Annotated in this window: 13 protein-coding genes; 5 read left to right on the top strand and 8 right to left on the bottom strand. The window is 70.5% G+C overall.

The annotated features are described in order from the left end of the window. Window positions 1-50: 50 nt before the first annotated feature. Window positions 51-1,436 (top strand): GH1 family beta-glucosidase, encoded by a 1,386-nt coding sequence (locus tag AB0J87_RS28385; RefSeq protein ID WP_363969910.1) that lies wholly within the window; start codon window positions 51-53, stop codon window positions 1,434-1,436. On the opposite strand, the gene AB0J87_RS28390 is transcribed toward AB0J87_RS28385, so the two are convergent. From AB0J87_RS28390 to AB0J87_RS28400, 3 genes are read right to left on the bottom strand one after another with little or no spacing between them, the layout of a single operon-like run. Next, window positions 1,433-2,263, bottom strand: coding sequence for an SAM-dependent methyltransferase (locus AB0J87_RS28390; protein ID WP_363969912.1), 831 nt, complete (start codon window positions 2,261-2,263; stop codon window positions 1,433-1,435). The genes AB0J87_RS28385 and AB0J87_RS28390 overlap by 4 nt on opposite strands. A gap of 55 nt (window positions 2,264-2,318) precedes the next feature. After that, on the bottom strand, window positions 2,319-3,344 hold the full coding sequence (locus AB0J87_RS28395; protein WP_363969915.1) for a hypothetical protein: 1,026 nt from the start codon (window positions 3,342-3,344) through the stop codon (window positions 2,319-2,321). A 36-nt stretch (window positions 3,345-3,380) separates the two neighbouring features. Beyond that, window positions 3,381-4,028: a nitroreductase family protein gene (locus tag AB0J87_RS28400; RefSeq protein ID WP_363969917.1), complete on the bottom strand. Its 648-nt coding sequence runs from the start codon at window positions 4,026-4,028 to the stop codon at window positions 3,381-3,383. Window positions 4,029-4,090: 62 nt separating this feature from the next. On the opposite strand from AB0J87_RS28400, the gene AB0J87_RS28405 reads away from it, so the two are divergent. After that, the gene (locus AB0J87_RS28405) at window positions 4,091-5,497 is read left to right on the top strand and encodes an APC family permease (RefSeq protein ID WP_363969919.1); all 1,407 of its coding nucleotides are present in this window, start codon (window positions 4,091-4,093) and stop codon (window positions 5,495-5,497) included. A gap of 36 nt (window positions 5,498-5,533) precedes the next feature. Here the strand turns inward: AB0J87_RS28405 and AB0J87_RS28410 are convergent, their stop codons facing one another. From AB0J87_RS28410 to AB0J87_RS28425, 4 genes are read right to left on the bottom strand one after another with little or no spacing between them, the layout of a single operon-like run. Further along, a complete protein-coding gene (locus AB0J87_RS28410) occupies window positions 5,534-6,529 on the bottom strand; it encodes a LacI family DNA-binding transcriptional regulator (RefSeq protein WP_363969921.1) in 996 nt (331 codons plus the stop codon). Then, window positions 6,526-7,383, bottom strand: coding sequence for a carbohydrate ABC transporter permease (locus AB0J87_RS28415; protein WP_350735199.1), 858 nt, complete (start codon window positions 7,381-7,383; stop codon window positions 6,526-6,528). The genes AB0J87_RS28410 and AB0J87_RS28415 overlap by 4 nt, the downstream gene beginning before the upstream one ends. Beyond that, on the bottom strand, window positions 7,383-8,267 hold the full coding sequence (locus tag AB0J87_RS28420; protein WP_350735197.1) for a sugar ABC transporter permease: 885 nt from the start codon (window positions 8,265-8,267) through the stop codon (window positions 7,383-7,385). The genes AB0J87_RS28415 and AB0J87_RS28420 overlap by 1 nt, the downstream gene beginning before the upstream one ends. Next, entirely contained in the window at window positions 8,264-9,580 is a 1,317-nt protein-coding gene (locus AB0J87_RS28425) for an extracellular solute-binding protein (protein ID WP_363969924.1), read from the bottom strand. The genes AB0J87_RS28420 and AB0J87_RS28425 overlap by 4 nt, the downstream gene beginning before the upstream one ends. A gap of 180 nt (window positions 9,581-9,760) precedes the next feature. Here AB0J87_RS28425 and AB0J87_RS28430 point away from each other — a divergent pair, with 180 nt between their 5' ends. The 3 genes from AB0J87_RS28430 (at window position 9,761) to AB0J87_RS28440 (ending at window position 13,834) form a co-directional block, all read left to right on the top strand. Then, window positions 9,761-11,740, top strand: coding sequence for a beta-galactosidase (locus tag AB0J87_RS28430; protein ID WP_363969926.1), 1,980 nt, complete (start codon window positions 9,761-9,763; stop codon window positions 11,738-11,740). A 10-nt stretch (window positions 11,741-11,750) separates the two neighbouring features. Continuing rightward, the gene (locus tag AB0J87_RS28435) at window positions 11,751-12,848 is read left to right on the top strand and encodes an arabinogalactan endo-1,4-beta-galactosidase (RefSeq protein ID WP_363969929.1); all 1,098 of its coding nucleotides are present in this window, start codon (window positions 11,751-11,753) and stop codon (window positions 12,846-12,848) included. Between the two features lie 152 nt (window positions 12,849-13,000). After that, the gene (locus AB0J87_RS28440; protein ID WP_363969931.1) at window positions 13,001-13,834 is read left to right on the top strand and encodes an SAM-dependent methyltransferase; all 834 of its coding nucleotides are present in this window, start codon (window positions 13,001-13,003) and stop codon (window positions 13,832-13,834) included. Between the two features lie 4 nt (window positions 13,835-13,838). Here AB0J87_RS28440 and AB0J87_RS28445 read toward each other — a convergent pair whose 3' ends face one another. Beyond that, on the bottom strand, window positions 13,839-14,213 hold the full coding sequence (locus AB0J87_RS28445; protein WP_350735188.1) for a YchJ family protein: 375 nt from the start codon (window positions 14,211-14,213) through the stop codon (window positions 13,839-13,841). Window position 14,214 lies beyond the last annotated feature (1 nt).

Here is a 14,214-nt window from a genome sequence, read left to right on the forward strand (position 1 = left end):
TGCCTTTTCTCTCTGGCTTGAAAGCCCGAGCATCCATAAAAGGAGTTTGAATGACCACCTTCCCCGAGAACTTCCTGTGGGGCACCGCCACCGCCGCCTACCAGGTCGAGGGCGCCTGGAACGAGGACGGCCGCGGCCCGTCGATCTGGGACACCTTCTCCCACACCCCGGGACTGGTGACGGGCGGCGACACCGGCGACGTGGCCTGCGACCACTACCACCGGCTGGAGGAGGATCTGGACATCCTCGTCGGCCTGGGCGTGGGCGCGTACCGGTTCTCGATCTCCTGGCCGCGCGTGCAGCCGGGCGGCCGGGCCAACCAGCCGGGCCTGGACTTCTACTCGCGGCTGGTGGACGGGCTGCTCACCCGTGGCATCGCCCCCGTCGCCACCCTCTACCACTGGGACCTGCCGCAGGAGCTGGAGGACGCGGGCGGCTGGCCGAACCGCGACACCGCCCACCGCTTCGCCGAGTACGCCGACCTCATGGGCCGCACGCTCGGCGACCGCGTCCGCACCTGGATCACCCTGAACGAGCCGTGGTGCTCGGCCTACCTCGGCTACGCCTCCGGCGTGCACGCCCCCGCCAGGACCGAGCCCGCCGCCGCCCTGGCCGCCGTCCACCACCTCAACCTCGGCCACGGCCTGGCCGTCCAGGCGCTGCGCGCGGTCGTCGACCCGGCCGCCCAGATGTCGGTCACGCTCAACCTGCACCACGTGCGCGGCGTGTCCGACCAGGACGCCGACGCCGTACGCCGCGCGGACGCGCTGGCCAACCGGGCCTTCCTCGGCCCCATGCTGGAGGGCGCCTACCCGCGCGACCTCATCGCCGACACCGCCTCGGTGACCGACTGGTCGTTCGTGTGCGACGGCGACGAGGCCACCGCATGTCAGCCGCTGGACGTGCTCGGGGTCAACTACTACAACCCGACGCTGGTCCGCCAGTGGGACGGATCCTCCGAGCGGGCGACCGCCGACGGGCACCAGGACGGGGCCGCGTCGCCGTGGATCGCCTGCGACGACGTCGAGTTCGTCCCCCAGCCTGGCCCGTACACCGAGATGGGCTGGAACATCGACGAGACCGGCCTGACCGAGCTGCTGCTGCGGCTGAACCGCGACTACCCGTCCATGCCCACGATGATCACCGAGAACGGCGCGGCCTTCGCCGACGTCGTCGACCCCGACGGGCGGATCCGGGACGAGCGGCGCGTCGACTACCTGCACCGTCACCTGTCCGCCGTGGCCGAGGCGATCTCGGCGGGGGCCGACGTACGCGGATACTTCGTGTGGTCGCTGATGGACAACTTCGAGTGGGCGCACGGGTACGCCAAGCGGTTCGGGATCGTGCGGGTGGACCCGGACACGCTCGAGCGCACCTGGAAGGACAGCGCCCACTGGTACCGCGACGTGGTCGCCACCGGCAAGCTGCCCGCCTAGGGCTTGCGGGCCACCCCTCCGACGAAGGTGTGGTAGGTGATGCCCGGCGTGGCGCGGTCGTCGGAGCCCGGGCGCCACTCGGGCAGCGGCACCAGGCCGGGCTCCAGCAGTTCGAGACCGTCGAAGTAGGCGAGGATCTCCTCGCGGGTGCGCCACCGGCCGGTGCCGAGGTGGTCGTTGAAGATCCGCTCCGCCTCGTACGCCTGCTTCGACACCTCGGGGTGCTCCTCGCCCGGGTTGTGGAAGTGCGAGATCACCACGTGGCTGCCCGGGGCGAGCGGCCCGATGAGCGCGGCCGCGACGCCGGCCGGGTCCTCGTCGTCGCCCAGGTGGTGCAGGATCCCGAACATCAGCAGCCCGACCGGCTCGCTGAAGTCGATCAGCGAGCGCGTCTTCGGGTCGTCGAGGATCTTCCCCGGCTCGCGGGCGTCGGCCTCGACGATCGTGGTGCTGGCGTCCACGGCGAGCAGGGCGCGGCCGTGGACGAGCACGATCGGGTCGTGGTCCACGTAGACGACCCGTGACTGCGGCGCCACCGCCTGGGCGATCTCGTGGACGTTGCCCTGTGTCGGCAGGCCGGAGCCGATGTCCAGGAACTGGCGGATGCCCGCCTCGGCCGCCAGGAAGTGGACCGTGCGCCGCAGGAACTCCCGGTTGGCCATGGCCGCCTCGGGCGCGTCGGGCGCGACCTGGAGAGCGGCCGCCGCCACCTGGCGGTCGATCTCGTAATTGTCCTTGCCGCCGAGCATGTAGTCATAGACACGGGAGACACTGGGCTTGCTGGTGTCGATCCCGCGAGGCGCGCGCTCCTGCTCGCTCTCGGGCACTGTCGGCTCCTTGGTGGGATGGGTGGAGCCATGATCCTAATTGGCAACCCCCGATTTATGCCGATATTTCGTGACGCAACAGGCGGGCGGCTTCGGCCATCGCCCGCATCTTGCCCTCGGCCGACTCGCGCGGCAGATATTTCATCCCGCAGTCGGTCGCGATGACGATCCGATCGGGCGGCACGTGGCCGAACGCCCTGCGCACCCGCCCGGCCACCACCTCGACCGGCTCGACCTTCGGCGTGGACAGGTCGATCACCCCGAGGATGACCGTCTTGTCCTTGAGGTCGGACAGCACGCCGAGGTCCAGCCCCGACTGCGCGGTCTCGATCGACACCTGCCGCACCGGGCATCCGGCCAGCTCGGGCAGGAACGAGTACGCCTCCGGCCGCTCGTGGATGATGGCGGCGTACCCGAAGCAGATGTGCACCGCCGTCGTGCCGGCGACGCCGTCGAGGGCGGCGTTGAGCGCGGCCAGCCCGTAGGCGCGCGCGGCCTCGGGCCTGGCCTGCATGTACGGCTCGTCGATCTGCACGATGTCGGCCCCGGCGGCGAACAGGTCGCGGATCTCGGCGTTGACCGCCGCCGCGTAGTCCATCGCGGCGGCCTCGGCGTCCGGGTAGTGGTCGTTCTGCGCCTGCTGGCTCATGGTGAACGGCCCCGGCACCGTCATCTTGACCGGGCGATCGGTGCGCGCGCGCAGGAACCGCAGGTCGCCCACCTGGACGGGGGCCGGGCGGCGGATCGGGCCGACGATGCGCGGGACCGGGTTCGGGTGGCCGCTGCGGTCGAGCGCCGTGCCCGGGTTGTCGAGGTCGACGCCCTCCAGGGCGGTGGCGAAGTGGTTGGAGTAGCTCTCGCGGCGCATCTCGCCGTCGGTGAGGATGTCGAGCCCGGCGCGTTCCTGGGCCCTGATCGCCAGCTCGGTGGCGTCGTCCTGGGCCTGGGCCAGGTGCTCGGGCGGGATCCGCCACAGCTCCCTGGCCCGTACCCGCGGCGGGAACCGCCCGGCGAGCCTGGCCCGGTCGATCAGCCACTCCGGCTGCGGGTAGCTCCCGACCAGCGACGTCGGCAGGATCACGAGTGCCTCCTTCTCCCGGATCCTCCTACTGTGCGCCTACCAGCGATCGACGTGAAGCACTTCGTCGAGCGGCTGCCGCTTCGCCGGGGCGAACGTCTCGCCGAGGAAGTAGGCCGTCGGGATGAGCACGCCCTGGCGGACGTCGCCGGGGATGCCGAGCAGCTCGGCGATCTCGCTCTCGTACGCCAGATGCAGCGTCGTCCACGCCGTGCCCAGCCCGCGGGCGCGGGCTGCCAGCATGTAGCTCCACGCGGCGGGCAGCAGCGACCCCCACAGCCCGGCCTGGTTCCCCTGGGGCAGCCCGTCGCCCGACACCGTGATGCACCCGATCACCAGCACGGGCACGTCCCCCATGTGCTCGGCCAGGTACAGCGAGCTGTCGCCCACCCGCCGCTGCTGCGCCGCCCGGACCGGGTCGTCCTGGAACAGCGCCCGCGCGGAGGAGCCGGACTCGAAGTACGCCTGGTGCGAGCGCTCGTAGTAGCCGCCGATCGCCTTGCGCAGCTCGGGATCGGTCACGACCATCCAGTGCCACCCCTGCCGGTTGCCGCCGCTGGGCGCCTGGAGCGCGACCTCGAGGCACTCGCGCACGAGCTCCAGGGGGACGGGCCGGGTGAGGTCGAGACGCTTGCGCACGCTGCGCGTGGTGGTGAGCAGCTCGTCCGGGCTCAGTTCGATCGTCATACGGCCATCATGCCCCCCGCGATCACGGTTTCCCCGCGGCTCCCAGCGAGAAGGACTAACGCATGTCCCAAACCAGACCCCCCAGTCCGGCCGAGGAGACCAGCGGCGCCGACGAGCCGAGTCTGAAGCAGGTGATGGGCCCCGGCCTGTTGCTGCTGTTCATCGTCGGCGACATTCTCGGCACCGGGATCTACGCGCTGACCGGCGAGATCGCCGGCGAGGTGGGTGGCGCCGCCTGGCTGCCGTTCGCCATCGCCTTCGCCGTCGCGTTGATCACCGCGTGCTCCTACCTGGAGCTGGTGACGAAATATCCGCAGGCCGCGGGAGCCGCTCTGTACGTGCACAAGGCCTTCGGCAAGCACCTCCTGACCTTCCTGGTGTGCTTCGCGGTGATGTGCTCCGGCATCACCTCTGCCTCGGCGGCGTCCCGGGCCTTCGCCGCCAACCTCGCCACCGGCTTCGGCCTGGACGTCGGCAACGGCGTCATCCTGCTGATCGCGCTGGCGTTCATGCTCCTGGTCCTGGCCGTCAACCTCCGCGGCGTCGGCGAGAGCGTCAAGATCAACGTACTGCTCACCGCGGTCGAGCTCTCGGGTCTGCTGATCGTCATCCTGGTCAGCCTGTACTTCATCCTCGGCGGGAACGCCGACTTCTCCCGCGTCGTCACCTTCGAGACCGCCTCAGACAAAAGCGTGTTCCTGGCGGTCAGCACGGCCACGTCGCTGGCCTTCTTCGCCATGGTCGGGTTCGAGGACTCGGTCAACATGGCGGAGGAGACCAAGAATCCGGCCCGGATCTTCCCTCGCATGATGTTCACCGGGCTCGGGATCACCGGGTTGATCTACGTGCTCGTGTCCATCTGCGCCGTCGCCGTGGTCCCCGTCGGACAGCTCTCCGAGAGCGAGACCCCGCTCGCGACGGTGGTGCAGACCGCGGCCCCCGGCTTCCCGATCTCCGATCTGCTGCCGTTCATCTCGATGTTCGCCGTGGCGAACTCCGCGTTGATCAACATGCTGATGGCCAGCCGGCTGCTTTACGGCATGGGCAAGCAGGGCGTGCTGCCGCCCTTCCTGGCCAAGGTGCACCCGGGGCGGCGCACACCGCAGGCGGCGATCGTGTTCACCACCGTGATCGCCCTCGGGCTGATCACGTTCGTCTCGCTGAGTCCCGACAGCCCGGTCGTGTCGTTGCTGGGCGGGACGACCTCGCTGCTCCTGCTGGCGGTCTTCGCGCTGGTCAACGTGTCCGTTCTCGTCCTGCGCAGGGAACGGGCGGCGACCGGGCACTTCAGCGCGGGGCGCGTCCTGCCCGTGGTGGGCGCGATCACGTGCGTGTACCTGGTCCTGCCGTGGTCCTCCGGACGTCCCTCCGGCCAGTACGAGATCGCGGGCGTGCTGCTCGCGCTCGGCCTGGTCCTCTGGGTGCTCACCTGGTACGCCCGCAGGAAGGCGAACGCGAACGCCGGCTGACCGGGCTGCCCGGCACGCGCCCGGCGGCTCACCGGATCAGGCCGACTCGCGGATCACCAGCTCCGTGGGCAGTATCACCGGATCCACGTGCTCGGCGCCGTCGATGAGCGCGAGCAGCAGGCGTACGGTCTCCTGCGCCACCTCCGCCAGCGGCTGGCGGATCGTGGTCAGCGGCGGGTGCGTCGAGAGGGCCACCGACGAGTCGTCGAAGCCGCCCACCGCCACGTCGTCCGGCACCCGGCGGCCCGCCGCGCGCAGGGCGGCCAGGGCGCCGGCGGCCATCAGGTCGGAGGCCACGAAGACGGCGTCGATGTCGGGCGTGCGGGCCAGCAGCTCGGTCATCGCGCGCTCGCCGCTGGCCTGCGTCCAGTCCCCGTGCGCGATCAGCTTCTTCGTCGCCTTGCGGCCCAGCACGTCGGCGAAGCCCTCCAGGCGCTGGATGCCGCCGGGGGTGTCCATCGGGCCGGTGATCATGGCGATGCGCCTGCGGCCCTGGTTCACGAAGTATTCGGTCATCTGGCGGCCGCCCAGGCGCTCGTCGGCGGCGGCGTACGGGATGACGCCCTCGCTGCCGATGACGGCGCCGCAGGAGACCGCGGGCGGACCCGAACGCAGCGCGTCGATGAACGGGTCGCCGGCGTGCGTCGACATCAGCAGCACCCCGTCGGCGTGGCCGCCCCGGACGTAGCGGACCACCCGCTCGCGGTCGCCCTCGTCGCCGGCCAGCATCATCACCAGCGACAGGTCCCGCTCGGCCAGCATCCTGATGGCGACCCGGATGGTCGTGCTGTAGTTGGGGTCCTCGAACAGCTTCTCGTGCGGCTCCGACAGCACCATCACGATCGATCCGGTGCGCTGGGTGACGAGGCTGCGGGCGGCCCGGTTGACCACGTAGCCGGTCTCCGAGATGGCCCGCTCGATGGCCACGCGTGCCGCCGGGCTGACGTACTTGTCGCCGTTGAGCAGCCGGGACACCGTGCCGCGGGACACTCCCGCGGCGGCGGCGACGTCATGGATCGTAGGGCGCTTCATTTCACGGCTCCGGAGGACAGGTCGGTCTTCCAGTATCGCTGCATCGTGAGGAAGAGCGCGATCAAGGGGACGAGCGACAGGAAGGCCCCGGTGAGGATCAGGTTGTAGAGCGAGGGCTGGTTCGCCCCCGACTCCAGCAGCGTGAACAGGCCCACCGTGAGCGGGAACTTGCCGTCGTCGCCGAGCATGATGAACGGCAGCAGGAAGTTGTTCCAGATGGCCACGAACTGGAACAGGAAGATCGTCACCATGCCCGGCACCATCAGCGGCAGGGCCACCCGGTACATCAGCCGCCACTCGGTGGCCCCGTCGATCCGCCCCGCCTCCAGCAGCGAGTCGGGGATGGCCGCCGTGGCGTAGATGCGGGCCAGATAGATGCTGTACGGGTGCAGGATCTGCGGCAGCAGGACGGCCCAGTAGGTGTCGGCCAGCCCGACCTTGGAGAACAGCAGGTACTGCGGGATCGCCAGCACCACGGCCGGCACGAGGATGCCGCCGATGAGCAGGTTGAAGATGAGGTCGCGGCCGGGGAAGCGGAACTTCGCCAGCGCGTACCCCGAGATCGCCGAGACCGCGGTCGACAGCAGCGCGCCGCCGCCCGCGTACAGCAGCGTGTTGGCCGCCCACAGCCAGAACACCCCGTCCCGGTAGGCGAACAGCTCGGTCACGTTGTCGGCGAACCCGGTGCCGAAGGCCAGCGTCGAGGTGGTGAACAGCTCGCCCGGCGACTTGGTCGCCGCGATCAGCACCCAGAGCACCGGGAACAGGCAGTAGATCGCGCCGAGCAGGAGCAGCCCGGTCGGGGCCACCCCCCACGGCGTGCGCGCGACCGTCGCGCGGTGTGTCGTGGCCATCAGCCCTCCCCGAAGGCGCGGTTGCGGACCACGCGCAGGAACCCGAACGACATGACGAGCGAGATCGCCGCGATGACGATCGAGGTGGCGGCTGCCGAGTACAGGTCGCCGGTGACGAAGGCGTCGCGGTAGACCTTCATGAGCGGGCTCCACGTGGAGCTGATCGTGTTGGTCAGCGGCCGCAGCGCGGTGGGCTCGGTGAACACCTGGATGGTCGCGATGATCGAGAAGACGGTGGTCAGGATGATCGCCGGGGTGAGGATCGGGATCTTCACCCGCAGGGCGATCTGGAGCTCGGACGCGCCGTCCAGCCGCGCGGCCTCGTACAGGTCGCGCGGGATCGCCCGGAGCGTGGTGTAGAGCACGAGCATGTTGAAGCCGGTCCCGCCCCACACCGCCACGTTCGCCATGGAGAACGTGACGGTGCTCGCGCCGAGGAAGTCGATGTCCAGGACGTCCCTGATGGGGCTGAGCGAGGGCAGGTAGAGGAAGCCCCACAGCAGCGTGGCGGCCACGCCCGGCACCGCGTACGGCAGGAAGATCGCGATCCGCGAGAACCGGGCCAGCCGCACCCGCGCCGAGTCCAGCAGCAGCGCGAACAGCAGGGCCAGCCCCAGCATCACGACCAGCACCAGCGCGCCGTAGCCGAGCACGCGCAGCCAGCCGTGCCACAGCTCGGGGTCGGACAGGGCGGCGGAGAAGTTGTCGAAGCCGACGAAGATCTCCTTCCGCGCGCCCCTGCCCAGCCCGAGCCCGGACACCTTGGTACGGCGCGTCGCCAGCCAGACGGTGTACCCGATGGGGACCGCGAGGAAGAGCGTGAACAGCACGATCGCGGGGGTCAGGAACAGGTACGGCCACGCCCCCCTCCCGGACTTCTTCATGAGGCGATCTGGAATCCGGACTTGCGCATGTCGGCGACGGTCGCGTCCTGCATGCCCTGGACCGCGTCGGAGAACGATGACTTGTTCTGCACGGCCTTGTCGAAGTTGTCCTTGAAGGCGTTGTACGTCACGCCGACGTTCGGGCCGAAGGTGAAGCCGCGGGCGACGGCGGAGACGGCGGCGGCCTGCTGCCAGAAGTCGGGCTGGTTGGAGAAGTAGTCGGGCGCCTGGCCGAGCGACGACTGGGCCTTGGTGGCGGCCGGGTAGATGGCGGCCTCCTTGACCAGCAGGTCCAGGGCTGCGGGGTCGGTGTTCATCCAGGTGGCGAACTGGGCGGCGGCGTCCCTGTTCGGCGTCTTGGCGGACACGGCCGTGGACGAGCCGCCCCAGAAACCGCTGAAGCTCTCGCCCGCGTTCCACTGCGGCAGCGGCGCGGCGGCCCACTTGCCCTTGGCCTTGGGCGCGTTGCTCGCCAGCACGCCAGGGGCCCAGACCGCCGACGGCCAGGTGAGCAGCTTGCCGTCGTTGAGCGCCTTGTTCCACTCGGGGGTGAAGAACGGCATGTCGTCGATGACGCCCTCCTTGACCAGGCCGCCCCAGTAGTCGGCGACCTTCTTGGTGGGCTCGTCGGCGATGCCGACCTTCCAGGACTCGCCGCTGATCGACCACCACTGGGCCCCGGCCTGCTGGGCCAGGCCCGTGAACGCTCCCGGATCCTTGCTGGAGAACGTGCCCAGGTACACCTTCGGGTCCTTCCCGTGCACGGTGCGCGCGGCGTCGGCGTACTCCTGCCAGGTCTTGGGGACCGCGATGCCGTACTTGTCGAACAGGTCCTTGCGGTAGAAGAGCATCATCGGGCCGCTGTCCTGCGGGATCCCGTACACGCCCTCCGTGCCGAGCGTGACCAGGCCCCACAGGCCCTCGGCGAACTCGCCCTTGATCGAGGCGGTCTCGGCCTTGATGTCGGCCACCGCGTCGGCGGCGACGAACGAGGGAAGGTGCTGGTACTCGGCCTGCACCAGGTCCGGCGGGTTGCCGGCCTTGGCCGCGGTGAGGAACTTGGCGGCCGCGTCGTCACCGCCCGCCTGCTTGCTGACCGTGACCTGGATGTCCGGGTGCGACTGGTTCCAGACGGCGGCGATCTTGTCCATGTTGGGGGCCCAGGTCCAGTACGTCAGCTTGACCGGTCCCTTGGCGGCGGCCGTGGGGCTCTGCGCCGCCTCGGTGCTTCGGGCGGGTTCGCTGGACCCGCAGCTCGCGAGAGCAGCCGTGAGCACGACGGCCAGGGCGGCTCCGAGGCGGTTGGCGCGCATGCGTACCTCCAGAAAGTTCTGTGAACGTGCACAGAGTGAAACAGGCGCGAAACGTCAGTCAAGGGGTCGTTATGCTCTCGTTAATCAGCCATTATCGGGATAAGTCAGGGCGACTGTTCCCGGCGAGACCGGGTGGGCGCTACTGTGCACGTTCACAGAAGAGCTTCTCTAGGGGGATGGATGTATCCGGAGCGTCCTGCCGGCATCGCCTTTGGCGGCGACTACAACCCGGAGCAGTGGCCACGCGAGATCCTGGAGGAGGACGTGGCCCTGATGCGCGAGGCCGGGGTCAACCTGGTCAGCCTGGGCCTGTTCTCGTGGGCGCTGATGGAGCCCGCGGAGGGGCGCTACGAGTTCGGCTGGCTGGACGAGATCGTCGACCGGCTGCACGAGGCGGGGGTCGCCGTCGACCTGGCCACGCCGACCGCCGCCCCGCCCGCCTGGTTCATCCGGAAATATCCGGACGTGCTGCCGGTGACCAGGGAGGGGACGCGGATCGGGTTCGGCGGCAGGCAGAGCGCCTGCTCCAGCGCCCCGGCCTTCCGCGAGGCGACCGCGCGGCTGGTGCGCGCGCTGGCCGAGCACTACCGCGGGCATCCGGCCGTGGTCATGTGGCACGTGCACAACGAGTACGGGGCGCCGCTCGGCGAGTGCTACTGCGAGCACAGCGTGGCGGCCTGGCACGGCTGGCTCAAAGCCACCTACCGGGATGTCTCCGCATTGAACGAGGCCTGGGGCGCCACGTTCTGGGGCCAGACGTACACCGACTGGGCGGAGATCGACGCCCCCCGGTTCAACCACACGGTCGTCAACCCGGCCCAGCGCCTCGACTACGCCCGCTTCAGCGACGGCCAGCACCGCGAGCACTACGCGCTCCAGCGCGACATCCTGCACGAGCTCACCCCCGGCATCCCCGTGACCACGAACTTCGCCGGCACCGTGAACTGCAAGTCCACCGACCTGTGGCAGTGGGCCCGCGAGCTGGACGTGGTCGCCAACGACCACTACCTGCGGGCCGAGCGGCCGGACAACCACATCGACCTGGCCATGTCCGCCGACCTGGCCCGCTCGGTGGCGGGCGGCGCGCCGTGGATGCTCATGGAGCACTCGGCGGGGGCGGTCAACTGGCAGCCGCGCAACATCGCCAAGCGCCCCGGCGAGATGCGCCGCAACAGCCTGGCGCACGTGGCCCGCGGCTCGGACAGCGTGCTGTTCTTCCAGTTCAGGGCCTCGCGGTTCGGGGCCGAGAAGTTCCACTCGGGCATGGTGCCGCACGCGGGGACCGGCTCCGAGCAGTGGCGCGAGGTGGTCCGGCTGGGCGCCGACCTGCGCGGGCTGTCCGAGCTGCGGGGCAGCCGGGTGCGGGCCGAGGTGGCGGTGGTCTGGGACTGGGAGTCGTACTGGGCGCTGGAGCTGGACTGGCGGCCGTCGGTGGACCTGACGTTCAGGGAGCGGATGGACGCCTTCTACGAGGCGCTGTGGCGGGAGCACGTCACGGTGGACTTCGTCCACCCTTCCGCCGATATTTCGGGATATCGGGTGGTGGTGGCGCCGAGTTCGTACCTGCTGACCGAGGCGTCCGCCAAGAACCTCCACCGGTACGTGGAGGCGGGCGGCAACCTCCTCGTCTCCTACTTCTCCGGCATCGTCGACGAGCACGACACCATCCACCCGGGTGCCCACCCCGGCGCGCTGCGCGAGCTCCTGGGCCTGTCGATCGAGGAGTTCCACCCGCTGCGCGAGCACGAGACGGTGACGCTGGCGGGCGGCGGCACGGCCCGGATCTGGTCCGAGCGGATCCACCCGGCGGGCGCGGTCGCCGTACGCGACTTCGCCACCGGACCCGACGCGGGACACCCCGCCGTCACCCGCCACGACCTGGGCGCGGGCTCCGCCTGGTACCTCGCCACCGCACCCGTCACCGGCTTGCGCGAGCTCCTCGGCCAGGTGCTCGACCACGCGGACGTGTCCCGGCCACGCGGCCTCCCCGACACCCTCGAACTCGTCCGCCGGGGCGGCCACGTCTTCCTGATCAACCACGGCGACGAGCCCGTGACGGTCGAGGGGGTGACCGGGACCAGCGTGTTCGACGGAGTACGGCACGAAGGATCGGTCACCGTCGCGCCCGGCGCGGTCACGGTCGTCGCCACCACCCCCTAGGGAGACCTCGATGAAACGCATCCTGACCACGCTCCTGTTAGTGCTCGCGTCCTTGACCGTCGCGCACCCGGCCCAGGCGGGGGTGCTGCGGATCAGGGGCGCGGACGTCTCCAGCCTCGCCAAGTCGGAGGCGTACGGCGGCGTCTACCGCGACTCCCGCGGCCGCGAGGGCGACGCGCTGCGCATCCTGTCGGACGCCGGGCTCAACTACATCCGGCTCAAGGTCTGGGTGAACCCTGCCGACGGCTACAACACCAAGGCGCGGATCCTCCCGGTCGCCAAGCGGGCCAAGGCGCGGGGCATGAAGCTCCTGGTCGACTTCCACTACTCCGACACCTGGGCGGACCCGGGCAAGCAGTTCAAGCCCGCCGCGTGGGAGTCGCTCACGCTGGACCAGCTCGCGCAGGCCGTGTACGACCACACGTACGACGTGCTCGCCGCCCTGCGCCGCCAGGGCACGACGGCGGACATGGTGCAGGTCGGCAACGAGATCAACGGCGGCCTGCTCTGGCCGGACGGCTCCAACGCCGACTGGCCGAGCACCGCCCGCCTGCTGAACGCCGGGTACGACGCGGTCAAGCGGGTCTCGCGCGCGACCAAGGTCGTGCTGCACCTGGCGAACGGGGGCGACAACGGGCTGTACCGGTGGTGGTTCGACAACGCCGCCGCCCACGGCATCCGGTACGACGTGATCGGGCTGTCGTACTACCCGTACTGGCACGGGACCCTGGAGACGTTCCAGGCCAACATCAACGACGTGGCCACCCGTTACGGGCGGCCGGTGGTCGTGGTGGAGACGGCGTACCCGTTCACGGCGGAGGACGACGACGGCTGGCCGAACATCATCGTCTCGTCGGAGCCGTACCCCGGCTACCCGGCGACCCCGCAGGGCCAGGCCGCGATGCTGGCCAAGGTCGCCGACATCGTCCGGCAGGTCCCGGACGGGCTGGGCCTCGGCCTGTTCACCTGGGAGGCGACCTGGACCGGCGTCAAGGGCAACGGCTGGGACCCGGCGGACCCGTCGTCGGGCAACGGCTGGGAGAACCAGGCCCTGTTCGACTACGCCGACCGCGCCCTGCCCGCCATGCGCGTCCTCGGCCGCGCCTGACTTCCCGCACGCACCCGTCCCCGGAGCTGCCGAGCCGGGCCTGACACGGAATCCTGACCGGCATTTACCGAAATTGCGGAAATCTGGCTTACCGCGACACTATGATCGCTTTACGCCACCTCCGCACCACGGTGCGTACCCGAAGGAGCCCCATGGTCGACCGCCGGCCGGAGCGCGCGCCGCGCGGAATCGACACCTCCGGGCCCAACGTCTCCCGTGTCTACGACTTCATGCTCGGCGGCAAGGACAACTACGAGGCCGACCGCGAGATGGCGCTGCGGACGCTGGAGATCGTCCCGGACGCGCCGGAGGCGGCGCGGGCGAACCGGGAGTTCCTCGGGCGGGTGGTCAGGTTCCTGGCGGCACAGGCCGGGCTGCGCCAGTTCCTGGACCTCGGCTCCGGGCTGCCCACGCGGGACAACGTCCACCAGATCGCCCAGTCGGCCGCCCCCGGCAGCCGGGTCGTCTACGTCGACCACGACCCGATCGTGCTCGTCCACGGCCGCGCGCTGCTGGCCGTGAACGACGACACCACGGTCGTCGAGGCCGATGTCAGGGACCCGGACGCGGTCCTCGACGACCCGGAGACCAGGCGCCTCATCGACTTCGGCGAGCCGGTGGGGCTGCTGATGTTCGGCATCCTGCATCACCTGGCCGACCACGAGGACCCGGCCGGGATCGCCGCCCGCCTGATGGCCCGCCTTCCTGCCGGCAGCCACCTGGCCGTCTCCCACTTCTACGACCCGGGCACGGAGCACCCCGAGGCGTCCGCCCAGGCGTACGCCGCCGAGAAGCTGTTCAACGAGACCCTGGGCACCGGCCGGTGGCGCACCCGTGAGGAGATCCTCGCCTGCTTCGACGGCCTGGAGCTGCTGGAGCCCGGGCTCGTGCCGCTGCCGGAATGGCGGCCGGCCTCCGGCGACCTCGCCTGGCCCGGCCTGTCCCGCCACACCCTGGCCGGCGCCGTCGCGCGCAAGCCCCGATGAGGGATTACAGCGCGCCCGCGTACACCCAGCGGCCCTCGAAACGGACGAACCTGCTGTTCTCCTCCATCTCCCCCGGATTGCCGCGTTCGACGTAGTGGGCGCGGAAGCGCACCGTGCCCTCGGTGTGGACGACGCTGCCGCCGGTCGTCTCCAGCACCTCCAGCCGCACCCACCGCGTCTTCCTGTCCAGGTCGAGCCGGGCCGGGCGGGCGGACGGATGCCAGGTGCGCAGCAGGTAGGCGGCGTCGCCCACGCCGAACGCGCTGTATCTGGACCGCATGAGCTGCTCGGCGGTGGCGGCCGCCGCCTCGCCCCGGTGGAGCCTGCCGCAGCAGTCCTGGTAGGAGGCGGGCAGGCCGCACGGGCATGTACGAGGCATG

It is taken from the genome of Nonomuraea sp. NPDC049625, assembly GCF_040675285.1.
Lineage (GTDB): Bacteria > Actinomycetota > Actinomycetes > Streptosporangiales > Streptosporangiaceae > Nonomuraea > Nonomuraea angiospora_A.

Excerpts from the sequence above, each read along its gene's own strand:
- AB0J87_RS28420 (WP_350735197.1), bottom strand. The coding sequence starts at position 8,267 with ATGAAGAAGTCCGGGAGGGGGGCGTGGCCGTACCTGTTCCTGACCCCC.
- AB0J87_RS28410 (WP_363969921.1), bottom strand. The coding sequence starts at position 6,529 with ATGAAGCGCCCTACGATCCATGACGTCGCCGCCGCCGCGGGAGTGTCC.
- AB0J87_RS28385 (WP_363969910.1), top strand. The coding sequence starts at position 51 with ATGACCACCTTCCCCGAGAACTTCCTGTGGGGCACCGCCACCGCCGCC.
- AB0J87_RS28445 (WP_350735188.1), bottom strand. The coding sequence starts at position 14,213 with ATGCCTCGTACATGCCCGTGCGGCCTGCCCGCCTCCTACCAGGACTGC.
- AB0J87_RS28430 (WP_363969926.1), top strand. The coding sequence starts at position 9,761 with ATGTATCCGGAGCGTCCTGCCGGCATCGCCTTTGGCGGCGACTACAAC.
- AB0J87_RS28405 (WP_363969919.1), top strand. The coding sequence starts at position 4,091 with ATGTCCCAAACCAGACCCCCCAGTCCGGCCGAGGAGACCAGCGGCGCC.
- AB0J87_RS28415 (WP_350735199.1), bottom strand. The coding sequence starts at position 7,383 with ATGGCCACGACACACCGCGCGACGGTCGCGCGCACGCCGTGGGGGGTG.
- AB0J87_RS28435 (WP_363969929.1), top strand. The coding sequence starts at position 11,751 with ATGAAACGCATCCTGACCACGCTCCTGTTAGTGCTCGCGTCCTTGACC.
- AB0J87_RS28425 (WP_363969924.1), bottom strand. The coding sequence starts at position 9,580 with ATGCGCGCCAACCGCCTCGGAGCCGCCCTGGCCGTCGTGCTCACGGCT.
- AB0J87_RS28400 (WP_363969917.1), bottom strand. The coding sequence starts at position 4,028 with ATGACGATCGAACTGAGCCCGGACGAGCTGCTCACCACCACGCGCAGC.
- AB0J87_RS28440 (WP_363969931.1), top strand. The coding sequence starts at position 13,001 with ATGGTCGACCGCCGGCCGGAGCGCGCGCCGCGCGGAATCGACACCTCC.